19 protein-coding genes and 1 pseudogene are annotated in these 22,218 nt (G+C 66.6%); 12 read left to right on the plus strand and 8 right to left on the minus strand.

Annotation, left to right across the window (positions count from 1 at the left end):
* Positions 1 to 3: 3 nt before the first annotated feature.
* Positions 4 to 1,563, minus strand: a complete 1,560-nt coding sequence (locus tag OHB41_RS50490) for a DUF2397 family protein (RefSeq protein ID WP_266709336.1) — start codon at positions 1,561 to 1,563, stop codon at positions 4 to 6.
* A 1,022-nt stretch (positions 1,564 to 2,585) separates the two neighbouring features.
* Here OHB41_RS50490 and OHB41_RS50495 point away from each other — a divergent pair.
* From OHB41_RS50495 to OHB41_RS50510, 4 genes are all read left to right on the plus strand, one after another.
* Entirely contained in the window at positions 2,586 to 2,834 is a 249-nt protein-coding gene (locus tag OHB41_RS50495; protein WP_266709338.1) for a hypothetical protein, read from the plus strand.
* A gap of 354 nt (positions 2,835 to 3,188) precedes the next feature.
* Positions 3,189 to 3,452 (plus strand): hypothetical protein, encoded by a 264-nt coding sequence (locus OHB41_RS50500; protein ID WP_266709340.1) that lies wholly within the window; start codon positions 3,189 to 3,191, stop codon positions 3,450 to 3,452.
* Between the two features lie 4 nt (positions 3,453 to 3,456).
* Positions 3,457 to 4,023, plus strand: a complete 567-nt coding sequence (locus tag OHB41_RS50505; RefSeq protein ID WP_266709342.1) for a Mu transposase domain-containing protein — start codon at positions 3,457 to 3,459, stop codon at positions 4,021 to 4,023.
* 272 nt (positions 4,024 to 4,295) lie between these two features.
* Positions 4,296 to 4,586 (plus strand): WhiB family transcriptional regulator, encoded by a 291-nt coding sequence (locus tag OHB41_RS50510; RefSeq protein WP_266709344.1) that lies wholly within the window; start codon positions 4,296 to 4,298, stop codon positions 4,584 to 4,586.
* Positions 4,587 to 4,742: 156 nt separating this feature from the next.
* Here the strand turns inward: OHB41_RS50510 and OHB41_RS50515 are convergent, their stop codons facing one another.
* The 3 genes from OHB41_RS50515 to OHB41_RS50525 form a co-directional block, all read right to left on the minus strand.
* Entirely contained in the window at positions 4,743 to 5,747 is a 1,005-nt protein-coding gene (locus OHB41_RS50515) for an AbiJ-related protein (protein WP_266709346.1), read from the minus strand.
* The gene (locus OHB41_RS50520; protein WP_266696430.1) at positions 5,674 to 6,987 is read right to left on the minus strand and encodes an ISL3 family transposase; all 1,314 of its coding nucleotides are present in this window, start codon (positions 6,985 to 6,987) and stop codon (positions 5,674 to 5,676) included. The genes OHB41_RS50515 and OHB41_RS50520 overlap by 74 nt, the downstream gene beginning before the upstream one ends.
* A gap of 126 nt (positions 6,988 to 7,113) precedes the next feature.
* Complete coding sequence (locus tag OHB41_RS50525) at positions 7,114 to 7,629, minus strand: hypothetical protein (protein ID WP_266709348.1); 516 nt, start codon at positions 7,627 to 7,629, stop codon at positions 7,114 to 7,116.
* A 281-nt stretch (positions 7,630 to 7,910) separates the two neighbouring features.
* On the opposite strand from OHB41_RS50525, the pseudogene OHB41_RS50530 reads away from it, so the two are divergent.
* A pseudogene (locus tag OHB41_RS50530) lies at positions 7,911 to 8,039 on the plus strand (ATP-binding protein); the annotation flags it as partial.
* A gap of 230 nt (positions 8,040 to 8,269) precedes the next feature.
* On the plus strand, positions 8,270 to 9,361 hold the full coding sequence (locus OHB41_RS50535) for an NAD(P)/FAD-dependent oxidoreductase (protein WP_266709350.1): 1,092 nt from the start codon (positions 8,270 to 8,272) through the stop codon (positions 9,359 to 9,361).
* Positions 9,362 to 9,400: 39 nt separating this feature from the next.
* On the opposite strand, the gene OHB41_RS50540 is transcribed toward OHB41_RS50535, so the two are convergent.
* Positions 9,401 to 9,589 carry a hypothetical protein gene (locus tag OHB41_RS50540; protein WP_266709352.1) on the minus strand — a complete coding sequence of 63 codons (189 nt, stop codon included), beginning with the start codon at positions 9,587 to 9,589 and terminating at the stop codon, positions 9,401 to 9,403.
* Between the two features lie 197 nt (positions 9,590 to 9,786).
* Between OHB41_RS50540 and OHB41_RS50545 the strand changes: the two genes are divergently transcribed.
* The 6 genes from OHB41_RS50545 to OHB41_RS50570 all read left to right on the plus strand — a co-directional run bounded on the left by OHB41_RS50545 (position 9,787) and on the right by OHB41_RS50570 (position 18,614).
* Positions 9,787 to 10,476, plus strand: coding sequence for a hypothetical protein (locus OHB41_RS50545; RefSeq protein ID WP_266709354.1), 690 nt, complete (start codon positions 9,787 to 9,789; stop codon positions 10,474 to 10,476).
* Positions 10,473 to 12,560 carry a hypothetical protein gene (locus OHB41_RS50550; protein ID WP_266709356.1) on the plus strand — a complete coding sequence of 696 codons (2,088 nt, stop codon included), beginning with the start codon at positions 10,473 to 10,475 and terminating at the stop codon, positions 12,558 to 12,560. The genes OHB41_RS50545 and OHB41_RS50550 overlap by 4 nt, the downstream gene beginning before the upstream one ends.
* Positions 12,561 to 12,606: 46 nt before the next feature.
* Positions 12,607 to 14,658 (plus strand): hypothetical protein, encoded by a 2,052-nt coding sequence (locus OHB41_RS50555; protein ID WP_266709358.1) that lies wholly within the window; start codon positions 12,607 to 12,609, stop codon positions 14,656 to 14,658.
* A 684-nt stretch (positions 14,659 to 15,342) separates the two neighbouring features.
* Positions 15,343 to 15,852: a transposase family protein gene (locus tag OHB41_RS50560; protein WP_266709366.1), complete on the plus strand. Its 510-nt coding sequence runs from the start codon at positions 15,343 to 15,345 to the stop codon at positions 15,850 to 15,852.
* Complete coding sequence (locus OHB41_RS50565; RefSeq protein WP_266696430.1) at positions 15,786 to 17,099, plus strand: ISL3 family transposase; 1,314 nt, start codon at positions 15,786 to 15,788, stop codon at positions 17,097 to 17,099. Before OHB41_RS50560 ends, OHB41_RS50565 begins: the two co-directional genes overlap by 67 nt.
* Before the next feature lie 312 nt (positions 17,100 to 17,411).
* Entirely contained in the window at positions 17,412 to 18,614 is a 1,203-nt protein-coding gene (locus tag OHB41_RS50570) for an ISAs1 family transposase (RefSeq protein WP_266709368.1), read from the plus strand.
* Positions 18,615 to 18,859: 245 nt separating this feature from the next.
* Here the strand turns inward: OHB41_RS50570 and OHB41_RS50575 are convergent, their stop codons facing one another.
* The 3 genes from OHB41_RS50575 to OHB41_RS50585 all read right to left on the minus strand — a co-directional run bounded on the left by OHB41_RS50575 (position 18,860) and on the right by OHB41_RS50585 (position 21,122).
* Positions 18,860 to 19,429: a hypothetical protein gene (locus tag OHB41_RS50575; RefSeq protein ID WP_266709360.1), complete on the minus strand. Its 570-nt coding sequence runs from the start codon at positions 19,427 to 19,429 to the stop codon at positions 18,860 to 18,862.
* Between the two features lie 593 nt (positions 19,430 to 20,022).
* On the minus strand, positions 20,023 to 20,475 hold the full coding sequence (locus OHB41_RS50580; protein WP_266709362.1) for a MarR family transcriptional regulator: 453 nt from the start codon (positions 20,473 to 20,475) through the stop codon (positions 20,023 to 20,025).
* 11 nt (positions 20,476 to 20,486) lie between these two features.
* Positions 20,487 to 21,122, minus strand: coding sequence for a helix-turn-helix domain-containing protein (locus OHB41_RS50585; protein ID WP_266709364.1), 636 nt, complete (start codon positions 21,120 to 21,122; stop codon positions 20,487 to 20,489).
* Positions 21,123 to 22,218: the final 1,096 nt, after the last annotated feature.

The raw sequence follows: 22,218 nt of genomic DNA on the forward strand, positions 1-22,218 counted from the left end.
CCCTCACCGGGATGCCTCGACCAGGACATCCACAGGTGCCGGCGCGGCCCTGCGGCCCGCAGGGACTCTCCCTGCCATGACAGCAGCCGGGGAATGGAACAGCACCTTCCGTCCTCGCACCAGTACCGACCACCGCACTCCGTCCACGCGCCCCACCACTCCGGGAGCGGCCACGAGCGTGCACCCGACTCCCTGTGCCTGTCCGACGCGCCCCACCGTCACTTCCGGCGCCCGCACGGCGGCCATGACCGCCCTGAGCGCCAGCCGGCAGGCGTCTTCTGACAACGGGACCGCTCCTGCCAGCACTTCCGCTACCGCGGCACTGTGCCGGGCCTCGCGCTCCGCCCGCCGCAGGACCGCCTCGCTCTCGTCACGCGGCTTGCGCCCGGTCACAGCCCCTCGGGCAGAGCTCTGCCCCGTGGCACGCAGCATCGCCAGCGCCGCGACCCGGGGGCCCTCGTGCCAGGACACGACCTCGCCCATGTCGGACTCCGCGATCGTGTGCAGCTTCGTCCACGGCCGGTCAGCCAGTGCCTGGCGCAGCACCGCCCGGCCGTGGTGCGGATCCTGACAGGCCACGGCAAGCGACAGGGCCCGCGCCCGCAGCGTCGCAGGCCCGCCCACGCTCTGGTGCCGCAGGAGATTGGCGTGGAGCATCGGGATCGCCCGCACCAACTGGAGCCCGAAGCGCGCTGCCTTCCCTGTGCTGGGTGAGAACCACCCGAGGAGATGGTCCCAGTCCTCCGCCCGCAGCCCCCGTGCCGGCGCCAGCACCCCGCGAGCCACCAGCGCCCCGGCCGGAGACTGCGCGCGTCGCGCCGCCGCGAGCTCGCCGAACCGCGGGCGCAGCCGGCGAAGCTCCGCGTGGATCCGGATGACGGCCGTATTCAGGTGGACCACCACATGCGTGGCGTACTCCAGGATCATCTGCTTCAGCTCACCCGTCGCCTCCAGGTCCAGATCGAACCGGTCGGCCAACTGCGCCAGCATGTCCGCCTGGCCCACCAGCGCCCCGTCGAGATGGTCGTGCTCGACGAACACCTGCCCCGCCAGCTCCGACAGGGCGGCGTCCGACGCGTGATCGTCGTGCATGGCGGCCAGCGCCTGGTGAATCCTGGACAGCCCGTCCATCGGGATCTCCCGAGGCACGAGACCGTCGCCGGCCAGCTGCGTCCACAGTCGCTGCATCTGCCGTCCCCGCGGTGTGGCGCTGTAACGCCAGCGCGCCCCGTTCAGCTCGTGCCAGCGCTCGACTTCCGAGTCCGGCCGGCCCGAAGCGGCCAGAAACGTATCGCTCAGCGCGCGCAGCCGTGCGGTCACCGTCGCGAGCGGAAGTTCCGCCCCCTGCTCGGCGAGCGCCGCGCGCACCTCCGCGGGGGTCAGATGGTCGACCGACTGCTCCAGTACATCCATGATCGCCAGGTACTGCCCGCGCAGGGGGCTGAGCACGTACCCAACCACCCGTGCGGGATCGCCAGCGGCCATTCCCGCGTTGGCCCAGCCCTCCACCACCCAGTCCGGCGCGCTGCCACCTGCCAGATCTTCTACCGCCGCGATGCTCACAAGACCTCCCGACCGGTGACCTATATGTCGGATAGGAGAGTAAATGCGAGCACTGACAATGAGGCAAGATGCCCTCATGTACCCCTTGGCGTCCGGCACGCGCTAACCAGGGGAGGCGCGCCGGGGCCAGGACTCCCCGGCGGCACGTCGTTCGTGAAGTCGCCGACCGCGCGCCGAGGCCAGGCCGGGGGACGGGTCAGCCGCGGGGCGCAGCATCGTCGCCCGGCGGCCGTCAGCGAGAGGAGCGCCGAAAGCCGCAGAGAGATCCTCCCGAATTGCCGAGACGTCACGAGTAGAACGCCGGCTCCGCCGTCCGGCGGTTCGCCGAGCGGATAGGCCGCGAGCCAACGAGGGGGTCGTGTCCCCATCACGGTCTGGCGCCTCCGCTTCGGAGGTCTCCGGTGCGTGCTGATGCGGGCCGACTGGCGATCACCGCTGGTCCTGGCTCGGTGAAGTCCAACGGGGCTTTCGTCGAGGGCGATTCGCACCGCGACCTGGGAATTCCGCCAGCTTGATCGGCTAGACCACGACGGGGGACACAACCGGTCAGCGCTTCCTCATCTTCCGCGCGAACCGCGGGGTCGAGCCTGTCGAGGAAGTCACTGCTGCCGTCGCAAAGCCGTCGAACATGCTCAGCATGGCGCCATCCGTCGTGTTGGGCTGCCTGGTACGGCCCGTGTGGGCGGAACGGGTTGAGTCTCCTCATCGGCCGTTCCTCGTGGCTCGACCGGGCAGGCTGGCAGGCCTGCATGGCGGCCGCGAATGCCCACATCGTTCAGCACAAAGAAGGCAGGCGGGTATGAACCGCGGCGATCGGCTTGCCGTGGTCCTGGACGTCTTCGTCGCGGACGACGCATACCGCGCCGTGATGGGGGGCGTGTATCGGCCTGGCCTGGCCGAGCGCGCGCGTACCGAAGGGCCGATGGGTGCTCCACTGGCGAGGTCACGGCTGGATCAACTTCGACACGGCGGGGAGCTGCTCGCGGCATCCTGCGATCTCATACACGACAAGGGGGGACGCGATGAGCTACGGCGACATACAGAAGGCCGTGCGCGTAGAGAAGTTCCGGATTTGGTTCGCATGGGCGTGCGGCGGGTTCGTTGGCCTGGGGGTAGCGAACGCGACGAAGGACGTGCACATCGTCAGCGTGATCACTCAGGTGCTGTTCGTGGGGCTTGGCATTCTCTCCACCATCGCCGCCGTACGGATGACCAACGCCCTCAACCGCAAAGCCGAGGCTGCCCGCAAAGAAGTCCTCGGCGACCTGTAGCACGCAAGGCCGACCGCCGCGGCGCCTGCCCGCGCTGCCAAGGCGAACGCTGGCAGCTGCGCCGCGGGCGCCGACTCCACAACGCCTGGTGCCGCGCCCACGAAGCCGGCACTCGGCCGTCCCGGTTCGACAGCTGACCGTCTACGTGAAGCCGCCTCCACAACGCCTTGGTGCAGTTCGAGTTGGGAGCCGTAAGCAATGATTGCGCAGGCCTTCCGTCCGGAACCCACGCAGGAGTAGCCCTGCGCTCGTACGCTGAAAGCCGTATGGCGCACCGCCCGGCAGATCACCGAGCAGCCCCAATCACCGTCGGACAGGGGGACCGCCGTGACATCGAGACGACGCAAACAGTTCATGCACGAGGCCTACCAGCGGCAGATCCAACGCGAGCGCGGCAACCGTGAGGCCGAGGACCAGACAGCGCGGCCGGGTGAAGACCACTTGGCATTCCTGCGCAGGATGGATGATCTGAAGTACAAACGACCGGACCCGATGCCGCCAGCTTCCATGTCAAAGAACGCCAACCGATTGCCCCTGTTCTGGCTGGCGTACTTCGCCATCCCGATCATCGGGACGTGGCTGCTGATCCACATTCTCGACTGGTGGGAACGCTTCTGACCGCATGACACCCACGTGCGAAACCGAGCACTTCCAGGCCGAGGCCCTGACGTGGTCGGCCGGCACGGCCGGTCGCCGGCAGTGCCGCCCGCTGGGCGGCGCGAGTCCGCTGTCGGTGTTCGAGGCGGTGGAGGCCAAAGCCCTGCTGCCGTTGCCGGACAAGCCGTTCGTGCTGGCCTGCTGGTCCACCGCCGCGGTCAGACCGGACATCCACATCAAGGTCGGCCGCACCCTCTACTCAGTGCCGTGGAAGCTGATCGGCCGCAAGGTCGACGTTCGCTCCACCGCCACCATGGTCCAGGTCTTCCACGGGGGCGATCTGGTCAAGACCCACGCCGCCCTCCCTTGCGGCAGCAGCTTCCCGCTTCTGGGATGGGTGCCAAGAGCGGCGAGGACCCCGACGTCGAGGAAGTCCACTCCTGATACATACGAGCTGCCCTCAGCCAAGGCTGGGGGCAGCTCTTCGTCCGTTGTCTGGGACTGCATGGGAAGCTCAACGTCCCGGACTCCTACGCGACGCATTACCGCAGCTCATGCGAAACATGCCTTGGAGTCCGACAACGGCCGATGAAAATCGAGTCGTGAGTTTCGTACTTCGGCTGCCGGTCGACGCGAGAGGTATTCAGCGGTGTCACGGCTGGCGGGCAGAGTGTCGTGCAGGGCGGGTTCACGCGTGGCGGTAACCGCGTTCGGGGTCACGGGCGCGCTCAGGGTCAAGGGCGTAAATCAGTCGAGCGGGGCAAGGTTGGCGCACCGTGCACACGACGACGGCCCGGAGGTGAGCAGGGATGGCACCTTCATCAGCGCACTATGGTTGAACGGTCACGGGGGAGAGGCGAAGTCATGACGAGTACGAAGGCCGACTGGCGAGAGAACTCCGCCTGTGGCAGTTCCGACGCGGACGACCTGTTCGCGGACAGTCCACGCCAGAAGCAGGCCAAGGCGGTATGCGCAAGGTGTCCGGTGCGCACCGAGTGCCTGGCCGAGGCCCTGGATGAACGTATCGAGTTCGGTGTGTGGGGCGGCATGACCGAGCGCGAGCGCAGAGCTCTCCTGCGGCGCAAGCCGAACGTCACCTCCTGGCTCTCTGTACTGGAAGCGGCCCAGAGCAGCATGGTGTCCCGCGCCAGCTGAGCACGTGACTCTGTTCACTGGTAAGGACCGGGCTGGCCTTCCCGAATCGCATCTGCCCGTGCGGGAACGCGAACCCGTCCGCGGTTATCGCGTCGGTGGACTCTCCGAACGGGGCTGCGGGAACCTGGTTGCGGCTCCGGACCGGGCCATGAGTCGTCAGCGGTTCACCTTGAAGCGGCGGAACATCTCTGGAAGGAACTGTTGCAGAAGTGCTTTCGCATCCTCCGGTCGTGCGAGTTCGTCGTGGCCGAAGCGGAACACTTCGTAGTCTCTGAGCTTGAGGTCGCGGTCTGCGGCGACCATCTCTGCGTACTTGCCGGTGTCAGGTGTCCGGCCACGATCACGGGTGTAGTGCTGTGAGCCGTCGACTTCTATGACTACTCGCTGCCCGTGTGGCAGCAGTAGGAGGAAATCCATCCGTGAGCGCAGCAATGCTTCTGGTCCGCGCTCGCGGACGGTTTTGTGGTCCCAGTGGAGCCACACCTCGGGCAGGAGGGCCGGATCGTCGGGAGAGGGACCGAGGAGGTGGTGGTATGCGGAGAAGAAGTTCCTCTGGCCTGGAGAGTTCTCGGGCAGGCTCTTGAGGAGTCGCTTGTAGAGGTCTCCCCTGAAGTCGGTGTCGCTGCTCGTCGGGTGGGTGTCCTGCCACCAGGCGTGCAGGTGATGCCATCGCAGGCCCTCGGCGGGGACGTACCGGTCGTAGACGAGGGTGTCGTCCGCGTGTCCCCCGACGATCTCGATGTCGTTGTCTACGGATGATCGAAAGCGGATGTCTGGTTTGACGCGAGAAGCGAAGATGATGTTCTTCGGACGCCGGGTACCGTGCCACCGTGTCGACACCATGGTGAAGAGGGGATAGCCGCCATCGCTGCCGGTCTGCCGCAACTCGATCCCCGCGGGGCGAAGATGCGTATTGATCAGGGTGGCTGTTGCCTCTTGTGCGTGCTCATCCAGGAGGACGTCTGCTGACACCAGGCCCTCCAGGAAGCGGGCGAATCTGGCGTCCCCTGCCTCGAACACCCGGAGATTCGCGAAGAGCTCCTCTGTCGTCCAGTCCCCACGGTTGCGGAAAACAGGGTCTTCGAAGTTAGGCGGGGTTGAGGTGTCCGCGGGCTCGGCGGGTGGTGACGCAGCGTGTGCGTAGGCGCTGGCTGTCGGCATTGCGGAAGCCGAATGCGTTGCGGGCGACGAGCTTGATGACGCGGTTGATGCCTTCGCTCTTGGCGTTGCTGTGGCCGGTGTCGATGAACCCGGCGATCTCGGGCCACCAGCGGTCGACGGTGGTGGCGAGGGTGCAGGCTTCGGGGATGTCTGAGTCCGCGCACCAGGTGAGGAACTTCCATCGGGCGTGGCCTACTTCTTCGCGGTCGGCGCCGGTTCGGGCCAGGGCGAGGAGGGTGCGCAGGCTCTCCTTGGCGATCCAGGCGGTCAGCAGCGTCTGCCCGATCGGCCCCTCGTCCAGCAGCGCGTTCCACATCGTGGCGAACTGCTGGTCGGTGAGGTCCTCACGGTTGCGCAGCAGCCGTCGACGGGCCTTCCATTCCGGGTCGGTGGCGCGTCCACGCCGGCCCCGGATCTCGGCGGTGGTGCGACGCCGTACAGCAGAGAGCATCTTGTTCGCGAGCTGGACGATGTGGAAGTGGTCAACGACCACGATGGCATCGGGCAGGCCGGTGCGGATCGCGGCCCGGTAGGTGGCTGACATGTCGATGGCGACGTAGCGGATGTTCTTTCTCCACTCCAAAGGGGTGGTGGACAGCCAGGCCAGGACGTCGGCGGCGGCACGGCCCTCGACCTGCCCGAGCAGGCCACCGGCCCCGAGCGCGTCGACGAACCCGGTGTGCCACCTCTCGCGCACCAGGTGCCACTTGCCGGTGTCCGCATCCTGTTCCCAGCGCGGCCGTCCGCGCCGGGTCTCGTCGACGCCCAGCACCTCCACTTCCGGCAGCGGCGCCTCGGTGACCTCGCGGGCGGCCGCGCGGAAGGCGTCCATCACCGTCGGCCAGGACACGTGCAGGTCACGGGCGGCCTGGACCACGGTGGAAGCAGCATCCCGCACCCGCAGGGCGGCAGCCCGGCGCAGCCGGCCGGTGATCCGGGCCCCGGCCGGTATCTGCCGAACCTGCTCGGTGAACGACTTCCGCTCGCATCCGGACTCCCGGCAATACCAACGCCGCTTGCACCACACGAACTCCAATCCCCGTTCTCCGTAAGGAAGATCACGTGGACGGGTGTACACGAGGCCCTTCACATGTGACGCGAACACGCCGCAGGAGGGACAGGCCCGGGCGGCTTCGTCCGCTGTGGTCAGATGCACCCGCCGGGTGCCGTCCATCAGCCGCTCAACGCTCTCGACGGCAAGGCCGTCCAAGTCGAGCAGCACCGCCGTATCGTTGTCCAAGCCCGTGGTTTCTGGTGATCAAACTGCCGGAGAACAGTCATGATCGCCGATGACCACGGACGCCCTGCACCCACGAGCCGACCACCCCCACGCTTACCCTCCGTGAGAACCCCGGAGGACGAAGGCTCACCCACCCCGCCTAACTTCGAAGACCCGGAAAACATGGCGCTCGACCCTGTCCCTCAGCGTCACCGCCGGCCGAAATCCGTTCACCAGCGAACTGAAATCGATGCCCGGCTCCTCAGCGAGCCAGAGACGGTCGAGCAATTCCATGAAGGGGTCCTGGTGCTGCGCCAGCTCCGAGAGGGTGAGGGCGCGCGCCAGTTCGCGGCGGATCTTCTTGGGTATCTCGGGTGGGTCGTTCTCTTCCCACAGCAGGTCCTCGAGGTGGAAGCGGACCGAGGGACTCAAGTGGAGACTTCTGCGGTCCATGGCACGTTGTGCGAGCTGAGGTAGCTCACTATCGGGAACCTGGCGGAAGCTCTCTTCGATCCGCTCACGCTTGTTCCCAGCACTATCAGGCACCTGAGGCATGGCCAGCTGTCCGAAGGCCGCTGTGAGTTCCTTGTGGGTCAGCGAGGCCAGGTGGGCAACGGCTTCACCGACTGACGAGCGCAGCGCCGAACGATCTCTGTCGACCATTGGCAGATCGTCGCAGAGGTCCTGCAAAGTCGACAGGGGGCGAAGCACAGTGCGTGGAAGCCATTCGCTGTTCGACTACCGCCGCCTGGCACGCCGATGCTCTCGCCGGTGGCCAGGAGAAGGACGCCGTGGCGTACCTGCAGACTCTGGTTTCCCGACCCCCGGCACCGTTGACACGGTGCGGCCCGGGGGGTCGTACCCCCCGGGCCGCACCAGCCCACGTCATCGGGAAGGGCGGTCCTCAGCCCTCGCGGCGGCGCAGAGCCCGGAGCGCAACGTCGGCTGAACGGCTATTCCAGGTTCTGACGGAGCGTGAGGAGAAGAACAGCGTCGCCATCGCCTCGAACGAGAGTTTCAGCGGCTGGACCAAGACCTTCACCGACCCCCGCCTCTGCGCGGCCATCGTCGACTGGCCCCGGGCTCGGCTGCGCCGGCCGAGGGTCTGCACGACGCTGTCGGCCGGGTAAGTGCCTTTCACATTTCGTGGGCCTCGCGGGGTATCGCCAACGCTGGGCGGAAGGGACTGTTGAGCGGTGTTGAAGCCGGGCAGGCGGTGGCGGGTCGGTCAAAAACGGCAGTTCGCCGATGATTTGGGAAGGGGGCGTTCGTGAAGTGCGGATGCGTGAAGCGGCCTAACCGTGTGGCTGTCATCGGAGTGGGCATCATCGGCGCCAGCGTGGGCTGGAACCTGACCCGGCACGGGGCCAAGGTGGTCTTCATTGATGCTGGCCAGCCAGGCGAAGGCGTCACGAACTGGTCTTTCTCGTGGGTCAACGCCAGCAACAAGACCGTGCGCAAGTCGTACTTCGACCTGAACGTGGCGGGCATGGCGACTTATCGTGAGCTTGCGGCGAAAATCGGGCCAGACTCGTGGTGGCATCCCAGCGGCCACCTGCGCTGGGCAGACGATCCCGTAGCCGAGGCGAAGGTCCTGAAAACCTCTGAACTGCTGACCGACTGGGACTACCGGGTCGAGGTGTGCACGGGAGCCGAGGTGCGCCGTCGCTTCGAACCCGCTCTCACGATGCGCGGCGAGGTTCCCGTCTGGTACTACCCAGACGAAGCCTGGGTGCACGGACGTCATCTCGTCGGCCGCCTGGTCGGACAGGCCGTTGCGTCCGGCGCCGAGCTCTACTCCGGCGTCGCGGTCTGTGCCGTCGGCACCGGTGCCGACGGGTGCATCCGGACCGTTGCTCTGTCCGACGGGAGCCGTCTCGACGTCGACACCGTCGTGAACGCAGCAGGTCCCAGTGCCTCCCAGGTCGCCGGGCTCATCGCGCGGCACTTGCCGATGCGTCGGGAACCCGGCGTCGTCACCCGGCTCGACTGCGCTCAGGTCCCGGTCCACCGGGCCATGCACGCCCCTCACATCGAGATCCGTCCTGACGGAGACGCGTCGGTGGTCCTCCACAGTCGCGAGATCGACGCGCTCATCAGCACGGGCCGAGATCCAGCGGAACTCGGACGGCTGCTCCAGGAATCGGCGCGGCACGTCGTGCCCGAACTCGGCAGCGCCCGCGTCACACAGACACGGGTGAGCAACCGCCCCATCCCTGCCGACGGATTTCCCTCGGTGGGAGCGCTGCCGTCTGTGCCGGGCTACTACGAGGCCGTTTCTCACAGCGGCATCACGCTCGGGCCGGTTATCGGCCGGCTGCTTGCTGCAGAGATTCTCAGCGGGAAGAAAGATGAGTTGCTCGCGGACTTCCGTCCGGAGCGGTTCTCCCCGTGACAGCCTGAGTCTCGGGTGTCACTACGCAAGGCGATGTGCTCAGCAGGGCATCCGCCGTACCCGCAGGCAGGACTCCACGACCTCGGCCGGCCGCTCAAGGAAGCTGCCGACCAGGATCCGGCGCGCATCCCCCAGCAGCGCCAACGCCCGTACGCCCGGCTCGCCCTGAGCAGTCAGGGTCGCGGCCAGAACCTCGTCGACCTGGGGCACTACGTCTCTACCAGCCAACGGGGTCTCATTGCTCACCGGTGCGCCGTAGTGTCGTTGCCTCCGCGCTGCGCGCCCAACCGGAGGGAGCACAGCACCTCTTCGAACTGGCGGATGACCGCCAGGTCGACCAGGCCATCCGAAGCGCTGTCTACAGGACCTGAGCGGTCAGTGCAGGGGCATTGATCAATCACACCACGAGTCATTACGGTGTGTGAGTGGATGATGACGAGGGGGATCGCTTCTCCGACGCGATTCGGCTGCTGCTGCTCATCGCAGCGGTGTCCGATCCGTTGAACGAAGCAGAGCAGCAGGCCGCGCCGAAGGATGCGGTGGCTGTGCTGCGCGCTGAGGGCCGGCTGCAGAAGCTGGACTTTTGGCTGCGCAACCCGGATTACATGGCCGATGAGCTTCTCAACGACTACGAACGTGAGCGCGAGAAGGAAGCCATCAACCTGGAACTGGCCGGCCGCATCCTGGATTCGGACGAGCCGGAGATCTGCGCCATCCCAATGCTGCGCTATCTGTTCGGGGCGTTCGAGTACATCGACCAGGCGATGAGCGTCCTGGCCGCCCCGCGGCTGGTCCTCGTTGTGCCGCGACGCGCCACCGGCCGGGTCCTCCAGGACAACTACTACCTCACGGCAAAGGGCCGCGATCTCGCCGAGCAGGCTACGGAGCAGTTCTCTGTCCTGGCCTGGTACACCGAGCGCGCTCGCCTTGTCCGGGCGTTGGCCGAAGCCACCGGGCACTCCGCTCTGGCACTGCGCAAACGGCAGTACCTGCAGCGCGACTATGCCCAGACCCCGCTGAACGAGGTCATCCCGTCGATTGCCGACCGGGCCCGCGCGCGCCTCGCCCGGTTGCGTGCCGAAGTAGAGCAGGCAGAACAGGGGGATGCCGCGTGACCACAGAGCCTTTGCCGGTCCCGTCCGACGGCGAGCTGTACGAGCAGATCGCCGCCCGAGTGCCGTCCGCTGACGTGAAGAGAGTCCGCGAGGTCCTGTCGGCCCACGGCATCCAGCTGACCAGCCCGTTGCCCGCGCGTCGGCAACTGGTCGTGCACCGGCTGTACTGCGAAGGCACCAAAACCGATACGGACGACAACGACGGCGCCTTCACCAGCGACATGACGCTGGGGCCAGGACCGTGGGCGATCGCCAGCACCCTGAACAACGCCGGCAAGTCGAGCCTTCTGTGGGCGCTGAGCTATGCCCTGCGCGGAGACGGGTTCGGCGCCTTCAAGCGACCAGAGACGGTGGGCTGGTTCTCCTATGTGCGCGCGGATGTTGAGGTCGCCGGCGTCGCTGCCTCCATCCGCCTGACCTTCGACAAACCTGACCGTCCCAGCTGCCGGCTACTGAGCGCCGACGCCCTCGAGCACCTCACGGCGCTTATCGGTTCCCAGGAGACCGGTCCTGGGGTACGCGTGGTAGCCAGCGCTGAACCCGACGGCGTCAAGGCGCTCATCGACCGATTCATGCTCGACCGTCTGGGGCTGCGGCCGCTGCCGCTCTGGACGGCCGAGGCGGGCGCTCCAAAGGATGCGGACGGCAACCGCGACAGCAGGGAGGACATTCACGGCTGGGCGAGCTATTTCTATGCCATTGCATTGAACGCAGGCAATTCCAGCATCTTGCTGGGCCCGACAGGCCACAACCAGCTGCCAGTAAAGCTGATGCAGCTCTTCCTCGACGTGCCCTACGCGTCCGAATTGACCCAGGTCACCACAGCTCGCAAGAAGGACACCCAGGAGGGCAACCGGGTCCAGCGCCGGGCTCGCGAGGACGCGCAGGCCCGCGAGCAGCAGACTGAGCCGCTGCGCCATGCACTCAGGGCCGCCGAGGACAAGGTGACGGCGCTGGAAACGGACCAGCCCGACCTGACCGGCCTGCTCGCCGACGTCGATGCCGCTGCTCGCCAGGTCGCCCGCGACCAGGCTGGGCTCCAGGCGGCTGAAGAAGGCCACGCCGCGGCGCGTAAGGCCCGCCTGAAGGACGAGAAGGCTTTCCGCCGGGCCGAGCAAAGCAGCGCAGCGCGGCTCCTGCTTGGGGCGCTTGAGCCGGAGTCCTGCCCGCGTTGCGATCACGAGATCGACGATGCCCGCCGTACCGCAGAAGAGAGCGACCACCGGTGCTCGGTGTGCGCAAGCCCCCTGCCGGAGGTTCAGGACGACCCGGAGACGCGCGCGGCGCTGCGCCTTCGGCTGGAGGAGCGTGTAAACGCCTCCCGCGCAGCCGAGGACACTGCCCGGCAGAGCGTGGCGAGGAACACGGCGGCCTGCGAGAGCAGCCGCGCCGCCTATGACCTGGTGAATGCCCGCCTTTCCGCGGCACGCTCCGGCAGCTGGTACACCCGTCTCGAATCCGCACGGGAGTCCGTCTACCAACTGCGTGGAGCCCTGGCCGTCGCCACCGGCAACGGGACGGGCCTGCCGGAGGTGGTAGGCGACTACGTCACTGCGACAACGAGCTCCTCGGATACCGAGGACGGCTCTGCCGACAGCGACACAATTCTGGAGGCGGCCGCCTCTGCGTTGACACAGGTCGTCGCCGACCACAGCAAGGCCCTGTTCACGGAACTGAACGGTGAGATCGTCCGCATCGCCCACGACCTCGGTGTGGCCAACCTGACCAGCGTCGACCTCAACCTCGCGGGACACCTCAACGCCCGCAAGACCGGCAAAAAGCACCCGTTCAGCGCGTTCAGCCCAACCGACCGACTACGCATGCGGATCGCGGCCATCATCGGAATGATCAAAGTGGGTCGCAAGCGCGGCATCATGTCCCACCCCGGTCTGCTGCTCATCGACGCGCCCACAGCCGAAGAGCTCTCCCACGACAACGCCCGCCAATGCATCAAGACGCTCTACGAGACCGCGGCAGACGACCCCGGCATCCAGATCGTGATCACGTCGATCGACGACGCCGTTTGGGAGTTCTACCCCGAGGACCGTACCGTGACCGGCCTCGGCAAGCGCCAGCTCTTCTAGACCAGGCCATCAGGAGTATCCAGCGACGGGAGAGGTGGAGGGCATCGTGCAGTTCATCGATGAGCGCCTCACCCAGTGGGCCGCCCAGGCTTCAGGCCCTCAGTTGCGTGCCGGGCCGACGGTGGAGGACCTCGGAAGCCTCGACGTTGTCCTCGCCGCCGCGGACCACCTCAGCGAAGGACCCTTTCTTCATCACCTCATCCAGGCGACCGCGCACCACCTCGAGGCTTTCGGTACCGAAGCGTGCAAGCCGCTCTACGACGCCGTCCTGGCAGGCCTCAGGACCAACAGCAACCATGCTGCCTTCGCCAGTGCCACCGACGTCCTCGCCAGCCGCCCTGCCCTGGCACGTGAACTTGGCCTGCCGCTGACCCGCGTGCTACTCGGCCGCCTCCAAGAAGCCCAGGATGCCGGTGACGACCTGGCCGTGGCACTCATAGGAGTGGAAGCCGCCGACTGTCTTGTCCAGCTCACCCTGGCCGGCGTCACCAAGGCCGCGCGTCTCCTGGGCGCCATGGACGAAGCAACCGAGGACCCGGCCACCCTTCCCGAGGCCATGGCCACCCGCCTCCCCCGCCTTCTTGGCGTCCTCGACGCACACCATCCCGGCGCCGGCCTGCGTGACGCCCTCGAACGCTGCCTGATGCTCGACCACACATGCCGGGACGCCACCTTCGAACTCGCTCTCGGCGACCTGCGCCAGGCCCTGGAACAGGACCAGTACGACCCCATGGCCGAGCAACTCCGCAAGACTCAGGACCGGCTGGCCGAGCTGATCACTCTCGACCCCGACCGCCTGGACGCCCAGCTCTACCACTGCGCAATCGAAGCTGTCCTTGGCCTGTCGGCCCCCGATGCACCCACGCGCGTCCACGCAGCCGCAGCCACCCTGCGCGAGACCCTGCACCGTTACCGGGACTACCGCTACCGCGCACGCACACCAGCCTGGGCACGCCCTCGCCAGAACGACGTGTTCGCCTGGTCGGAACTCACCGTCCTCCTGGACGGCGCGGCTGCGCACCTTGCACCCGACGACCCCTGGTACGGCGAGGGGCACGACATTCTCACGGCGCTGCTCCGCGTATACACCGCGCACAACACGGTCGCCGTACTCACGGACGCCCCTGCGGCCGCCGCCGTGGAGACCCTGGTGGTGCCCGTCATCGAAGACACCTTCCTCCAGCACGAGCACCGGCAGCGATTTCTCCAGCACGCTGTGGCCCACGACGAGGAGCTCCGCGACGACCCCGCGGCCCAGCGGCTCCAAGCCGCCCTCCTCCACCGCACGAAGAGCACCGAGAACGCCACCAGTCAGCGGGCGGGTGATCCGGGAAAAGCACGACGCTGGCAGCGGCTGGCACATCAACTCTCCGAGGACTTCACTGCGTTCGTTGAGCAGACGCCCGAGCATGTCCTTGACCGCTTGGAGCTTGGGCTGCGCACACACGAAGACGTCCGCGAGGCCATCGCCGACCCCAAGTACGGTCGTCTCAAAGCCCGGCTCCTGCGCCAGCTGAAGAATTCCCCCGACTGGCTTCCCGGCGTCTCAGACGAGTTCACAACGCTCCTTGAGACCACGATCCGCTACGCCTACCTGTGCTACGACATCGGCCGGAAGATGGGAGGCTCCTACACCGAGTACCTTCGAACGCGCGACAAGGACGGCAAGAAGCAAAAAGTAGACGAAGCTCTGTTCCACCAGCACTACCGAGAAGTGCTGCAGTTCTCGGCCCTCTTCGGAGTCGTCAACTCGGAGGTCATCGACAAGGCGGGCGGAAGAACAGACATCCTCGTATCCTTCGGCGCTGTTCAATTCAACGTCGAATGCAAGATCGAAGAAGACGATGCCAGCGAAACCGCCCTGCGTGAATACGTCGCGCAGGCCACCGAATACCAGAACACCAATGCCGGATTCGCCATCCTGCTCGCCCTCGACAAAACGGTCGGAGCTGAGGGCGCGGCCAACCTCTTCTCCAGCATCTGGATCGAACCCGTCCAGCGCGCCGGCGAATCCGATCCATGTCTCGTCGTCATCATCCGCGTCCCAGGAGGCCGCGAGAACCCCAACCTCTTGCGCCCGGCCCGGCGCCCTACCTAGCGGCCAGCCAGTGTCGCGGCCGGCGCGGGGATCGTGGCGGTTGGACGTGCGATGACGTCCGACCCGACAGTTGGAGGTGAAGACGAGTACTTCGGCATTCCGCACATGTACGCGGTAATTCCCCCTTCTCTAAGGCGGCAACTCCCAACCTGAGCCGTGCTGCAGCCAACTTCCCGGGCGTGAGTGTTCGAAGCGTCGCTTTCACCAAGCTAACCCAGTCCTCAGCCCTCAGACCAACAGTATATTTGCAGTCGGGGAGCAAAATAACACCATGTACTGGGAAGAGCTTCCTTTCCATAATGCGTAGCATTCGACCGTGCAGCTGATGTGCGTTATGGAGCGCAGGCCGGCCACGTACGCGTTGACCGAAGACGGGATAACGTTCGTCCGCTGGTCAGCGATGGCCTTTCCGATTCCCAGCAGATCCACTTCATCTCGGGGAGCACCGGGCCGAGTTGTAGGTCCTTGAAGAGATCAGCGTAGATCTTGCTGCTGTCGACGATCTTCGCCACTGCCGCCCAGGGCGGCTGCAAGTTCCGGGGTGGTGAGGGTTGGCCGGGCTGTCGTCGGTTGGGGTGGATAGCAGGGCAGGCACGGGTTTCGTGATCATTGTGGTTCCTACGCCCGATGATCACGAGGTGGCCCGTGCCTGCTGCCATATCTTCTCCGGTCCCTGCCGTGCTGATGAGGCTGGGTCCGCTGGACGCCGGTCAGGTCGCCGATCTGCGTTCCTACCTCGATGCGGTGCCCGATCCGCGCTCGCGGCGGGGCCGTTGGTACTCACTGACCGCGATCTTGCTGGTGTGCGCCTGTGCGGCCGTGTCGGGAGCGAGGAGCATCGAGGAACTCGCCGAGTGGGGCCAGCGCGCCTCGAACGCACTCCTGGTAGTGATCGGGATCCGGCGTCACCTGCTCGGCTGGCGACGCACTCCGTCACCGGCCACGATCGGCCGGGTGCTGGGGACCGTTGACGGGTCTTCGAAGTTAGGCGGGGTGGGTGAGCCTTCGTCCTCCGGGGTTCTCACGGAGGGTAAGCGTGGGGGTGGTCGGCTCGTGGGTGCAGGGCGTCCGTGGTCATCGGCGATCATGACTGTTCTCCGGCAGTTTGATCACCAGAAACCACGGGCTTGGACAACGATACGGCGGTGCTGCTCGACTTGGACGGCCTTGCCGTCGAGAGCGTTGAGCGGCTGATGGACGGCACCCGGCGGGTGCATCTGACCACAGCGGACGAAGCCGCCCGGGCCTGTCCCTCCTGCGGCGTGTTCGCGTCACATGTGAAGGGCCTCGTGTACACCCGTCCACGTGATCTTCCTTACGGAGAACGGGGATTGGAGTTCGTGTGGTGCAAGCGGCGTTGGTATTGCCGGGAGTCCGGATGCGAGCGGAAGTCGTTCACCGAGCAGGTTCGGCAGATACCGGCCGGGGCCCGGATCACCGGCCGGCTGCGCCGGGCTGCCGCCCTGCGGGTGCGGGATGCTGCTTCCACCGTGGTCCAGGCCGCCCGTGACCTGCACGTGTCCTGGCCGACGGTGATGGACGCCTTCCGCGCGGCCGCCCGCGAGGTCACCGAGGCGCCGCTGCCGGAAGTGGAGGTGCTGGGCGTCGACGAGACCCGGCGCGGACGGCCGCGCTGGGAACAGGATGCGGACACCGGCAAGTGGCACCTGGTGCGCGAGAGGTGGCACACCGGGTTCGTCGACGCGCTCGGGGCCGGTGGCCTGCTCGGGCAGGTCGAGGGCCGTGCCGCCGCCGACGTCCTGGCCTGGCTGTCCACCACCCCTTTGGAGTGGAGAAAGAACATCCGCTACGTCGCCATCGACATGTCAGCCACCTACCGGGCCGCGATCCGCACCGGCCTGCCCGATGCCATCGTGGTCGTTGACCACTTCCACATCGTCCAGCTCGCGAACAAGATGCTCTCTGCTGTACGGCGTCGCACCACCGCCGAGATCCGGGGCCGGCGTGGACGCGCCACCGACCCGGAATGGAAGGCCCGTCGACGGCTGCTGCGCAACCGTGAGGACCTCACCGACCAGCAGTTCGCCACGATGTGGAACGCGCTGCTGGACGAGGGGCCGATCGGGCAGACGCTGCTGACCGCCTGGATCGCCAAGGAGAGCCTGCGCACCCTCCTCGCCCTGGCCCGAACCGGCGCCGACCGCGAAGAAGTAGGCCACGCCCGATGGAAGTTCCTCACCTGGTGCGCGGACTCAGACATCCCCGAAGCCTGCACCCTCGCCACCACCGTCGACCGCTGGTGGCCCGAGATCGCCGGGTTCATCGACACCGGCCACAGCAACGCCAAGAGCGAAGGCATCAACCGCGTCATCAAGCTCGTCGCCCGCAACGCATTCGGCTTCCGCAATGCCGACAGCCAGCGCCTACGCACACGCTGCGTCACCACCCGCCGAGCCCGCGGACACCTCAACCCCGCCTAACTTCGAAGACCCCCGTTGACGGTGACGCCCTGGACCGGGCGGTGGGCGCCTACCTCGCCGACCGGCACCGCGTCGCCACCGAGCCGGCCCACAGGCCATCGCCCTCGGCGTCCGGGCGGCCGTGTGTGATCGCTGTCGACGGCAAGGCAGGGCGGCTGCAAGTTCCGGGGTGGTGAGGGTTGGCCGGGCTGTCGTCGGTTGGGGTGGATAGCAGGGCAGGCACGGGTTTCGTGATCATTGTGGTTCCTACGCCCGATGATCACGAGGTGGCCCGTGCCTGCTGCCATATCTTCTCCGGTCCCTGCCGTGCTGATGAGGCTGGGTCCGCTGGACGCCGGTCAGGTCGCCGATCTGCGTTCCTACCTCGATGCGGTGCCCGATCCGCGCTCGCGGCGGGGCCGTTGGTACTCACTGACCGCGATCTTGCTGGTGTGCGCCTGTGCGGCCGTGTCGGGAGCGAGGAGCATCGAGGAACTCGCCGAGTGGGGCCAGCGCGCCTCGAACGCACTCCTGGTAGTGATCGGGATCCGGCGTCACCTGCTCGGCTGGCGACGCACTCCGTCACCGGCCACGATCGGCCGGGTGCTGGGGACCGTTGACGGTGACGCCCTGGACCGGGCGGTGGGCGCCTACCTCGCCGACCGGCACCGCGTCGCCACCGAGCCGGCCCACAGGCCATCGCCCTCGGCGTCCGGGCGGCCGTGTGTGATCGCTGTCGACGGCAAGACACTCAAGGGATCAGCCCGTCTGACCGCGAAGCGCCGGCATCTGCTCTCCGCGGTCACCCACGCCCCGGTCGTCACCCTCGCGCAGGTGGAAGTGGGCGCGAAGAAGAACGAAACCACACATTTCCAACCGCTCCTGGCACCGCTGGACCTGGCTGGCACCGTCGTCACCTTCGACGCGCTGCACTCGGTCAAGGCGAACGTCTCCTGGCTGGTCGAGACGAAGAAGGCCCACTACATCGCCGTGATCAAGACCAACCAGCCGACCGCCCACAGCCAGCTCGCGGACCTGCCGTGGCGCGATATTCCCGTCCAGCACACCGCCTCCACCACCGGGCACGGCAGGCGCGAGTCCCGCTCGATCAAGACCTGCGCCGTCCCGGACGAACTCGGCGGGATCTCCTTCCCCCACGGCCGCCTGGCCATCCGTGTCCACCGCCGCCGCAAGCAAACCGGCCAGCGCGAGACCCGGGAGAGCCTCTACGCCGTCACCAGCCTCGACGCCCACCAGACCGGCCCCGCCGGCCTTGCCACCGCGATCCGCGGGCACTGGGGGATCGAGAACTCCTCACACCACATCAGGGACGTCACCTTCGCCGAAGACGCCTCCACCGTCCACACCGGCACCGCACCCCGCGCCATGGCAACCCTCCGCAACCTCGCCATCGGCGTCCTGAAGACCCTCGGATCCGACAACATCGCCAAAACCACCCGAGCGATTCGAAACGAACCCGAACGAGCACTTCACATCCTGGGCATCACAACCGAACCAGACACCTACGGAACTTGATCAAGCCCTGACTGCCGCCGCTGCGGCGTCGGACGGCGCGCGCTTCTGCCCGGCGTCCTCTCCGGTCTCCGGCGTCTCGTCTTCTTCACCGTCGTCCGCTCCGGCGGCGTACTCGGCCATTGATGTCCCCTCCCGATCACACAGGGCGATCCCTGGAGGATACGCACCTCTACCCGGACCGTTCAGGGCATTGCCAGACCAACCGGGACTGACGCAGAGGGGGTCGGCCCCGGCCGGGAAGAGATTCAGCCCGGCTTCACCAACTCGATAACCTTGAGCATCCGCGTCCAGCCGTGCCCGAAGAGCGCGATCGAGGACAGTACGGCAACGCCCATGATGACGCTCACGGCGGCGATATCGGGCACCTTGAAGACGACCACGCCGCCGACGGCGGCCAGGGTCAGGAGAACGACGGCGGCAATCCGCAAGAGTTCGGTGTCGCGGACGTGGTCGTCCTTGTGGGGTTCGGTGAGGCTGTCCGGGAGGAGCTTGCCGGTATGGCCGGCCGCGCTGCTGGCGGCGATCCGCAGGAGCAGCCCGGAGAGGTGTTCCAGGGCGGCGGTGGGCCTGTCTCCGTCCAGTTGGTTCTCGGCGGCCCGTAGTGTGGCCACGACGCGTTCAGCGTGCCGCCGCAGGACGGCATGGCGAGATCGTCGGCTTCGTGCAACGGTGCGGTGCGAGCGGCGGGCCCGGAAGACGGCCCGCTCTACGGACCGCATGCTGATGGAGACCTTCCACATTGCCGCAGCCCGGTCGTTGCCGCCCGCGTTCGCTGCTGCGGCAGCGGCGTAGATCGCCTCAGCACACTCCGCCACCAGCTGATGTTGACGCATTTGAGCTGGGGCCCAGAAAGTGACTATTCCGCCGAACGCGGCTAGCAAAAAATACGCCCCCAGAACGCGAGAGTGGGGCTCATGGGACAGCCGCGTCACGGTCAAGATGGTCCCCATGAATACGACCATGAGGCGACACAGCCTATGGAGGGCAGCCCATCTGACCCAGAGGGCATAAGAGTGAAGAGCGGAGCGAATATGGAGGGGCAATACAACCCATTCGAAACCGACTCTGTGCAGCGCTCGTTGTGCATCCTCGACGTAATTGTCGGCCTGTCTGGAAGTCCATCTACGCCAGGCCGCTATGGGGCTTGATATGGGCATGGGAGGCAGTCTCGATCTCTCTTGAGCATTCTGACGGCGGCGCGCTCCAGCGAGGGCAGTTGGAGCCCTGGAGCGAACCCCGCTGGCCGCAGATGCCCGTGCTGTTCAGCCGAAGACCCATCCTGATGACGGCCTAGCAGGTGCAGCAGTTCGGGCCAACCCGTCGGCAGGACGCGCGAAGACGAGGGCGTTTTGGCCGTCCCCACCTACTCAGGGGTGCCCGGCCCCACGACGATCGTCACGGCCCATCCCTATCCGACCGCGTGCAGAGCTCCGCGGCGTACCGCGACGGCCTTCTTCTGCTGCTCGCGTGCCTGGCGTTTCTGGGCGAGTTGGTCTTGGTACATCTTGACGGCCTCGTGGTACCGCTCGACGAAGTCGGGGGCGTTGAGGCGTTCGGCAGGGTCCATATCGGCGAGGGCGGCTGCGCAGTCGGCCGGGGTGAGGTAGCCGGCGAGCATAGCGTTGAGTTGGTAGACGCCGTTCCGAGTCTTCTTGACGAGCTGGGCGAGGTCGAGGTGGCGGAGGGCCGCGGTGACGGCGGGGCGGCTGATGTCGAGGCGCTGGGCGAGGTCGGCCTGGTCGATCTCGATGCGGCCGCCGGCTTCGCTGAGGGCACGCAGCTTGAGCAGCGCCCGGTATGAGGTCGCCGGCAGGTCCAGGTCTGCGACGACGCCCTCGGCGTTGACTGTCGCGAAACGCATGGAACTAGCAGTCACTGCGCCATCCCCTCCTCGGCTGCGCCAGGCAGCTCCCACAGGCCGTCGACGGGCTCTTCGGCAGCTCGTCGGGCTTTCTTCCGCTCGGTCCGTCGTTCGGCCCGCTCGGCACGCATCTCGTCGACGGCGCGCCGCAGGTGATCCAGTGACGGGAAGCGCACCAGGTCTGGCAGCGTGGTGTCGCGGCGGACTTCGTTAAGGACTTCGTCTTGTTCTACCCGCACGTACTTCTTGCCACCGTCCATCGTGCGGACGAGCTCGCCGATCCGGTACGAGTATGGCGGGTTGAACTGGTAGACGCCTCGCGACCTCTTGAAGATGATCCCGTGCGTCATGATCTCCTGGAGCGCCTCGTTGACCGCCTGGCGGCTGACGTCCAGGACCTTGGACATTTCCTCCTGCGTCAGCTCGATGCGGCCGCCAGCGCGCTGACAGGCGATCAGTAGGAAGATGAGCCGCAGGGGCAGTGCCTCGCGGAAGTACTGGCTGATGACAAGGAAGAACTCCAGGCTGTCCAGGGCGAACGCGTTGGGGTTGTCCTCGCTGCTGTACATCTCCAGCGGTGCGCGCTTGCGGCTGAGCGCCAGGTCCCGGTCGGGGAACTGGCGGGCCAGGTCATCCAGACTGCGCACCGGGGCGAGCGTGGCGTCGAAGGCAGCCAGTGGATCAGAGGGATCGAGTTCCGCCGGCTTCGGTCGCGGAGCGGCTTGACGGCGCCTCGGCTGAGCGGATGACACGTGGCTGCTCTCCCACTTTCGGATTTTCGACAGCGGCAGTATGTCAGCTCTGCTGACTTGCATGTCGGCACCCCTGACATTCGGCGCGTCGTATGTCGCCCCCGGGGTGACACATCTTCACGAAGCGGGCTCGAACACCGACACGGGACTCAGGGAGCCCTCGAAATGTCAGCTCTGCTGACATTTCGAGGGCAAGTCATGTCAGCAGAGCTGACATTCTGGGTAGGTTCCGTCTCGCCACGGACGACGTTTCCAAGTGGATCTGTCGTCTCTGACCCTGCAGATCCCGCGTCACAACATCGCTCTGACCTGCGATTATCCGTCTTCTTCTCTATCTGAGGTTTGAGTCCTACCGTTCACGAGGTCACATCGCCTCAGCAGCTCGTACTCCAGGCCCCAGGCCGACCACATCTCCTCGGCGAGTTATGTCGCCGACGACCTTCTTCGGACGACCGCGCGGGGCAACGGGTGGAGTCACTTTCGAACGAAGGGCGCTGAGGCTTGTTGGCCGACATACGCGTGGGGATACGTCAGGCTCTCTTGGGGTGCTCGTCCGGGTGGGGGTGTGTGGGTGCCCGGAGGGTGCCACACCCTCGCAGCCGTTCTCTCACGTCTCGTCACTCTCTTTGCCCTCCGGCCGAGTTGGGCCCGGAGGGGCCAACTCTCCCCGGAATTGCGTGATTTACTGGTCCCACGAAATTCCGGAGTTCTCTACTCATTTTCGGGTCAGGGAATTCGGAGAATCCCTGACACTCCTTGGAATGGACCGGAGGGACATTCCAGCAACCGGCACCCAAAAACCTCCCTGACACTCCGTCAAACCTCACTCTTCGAAACATCAACACCCCACATATACAACGCCTTTCGTGCCGGAGGCACAGGTTTATGAATTTCGCCCGGAGGGCGAATTCATAAACCACCCGCCGGAGGCGGAGCATTTCGCGCGGGGACGCGCGAAACGGAGCGTAGCGGAGTATTCGGCTTCCGGAGG

The organism is Streptomyces sp. NBC_01571 (assembly GCF_026339875.1).
Classification (GTDB): Bacteria; Actinomycetota; Actinomycetes; order Streptomycetales; family Streptomycetaceae; genus Streptomyces.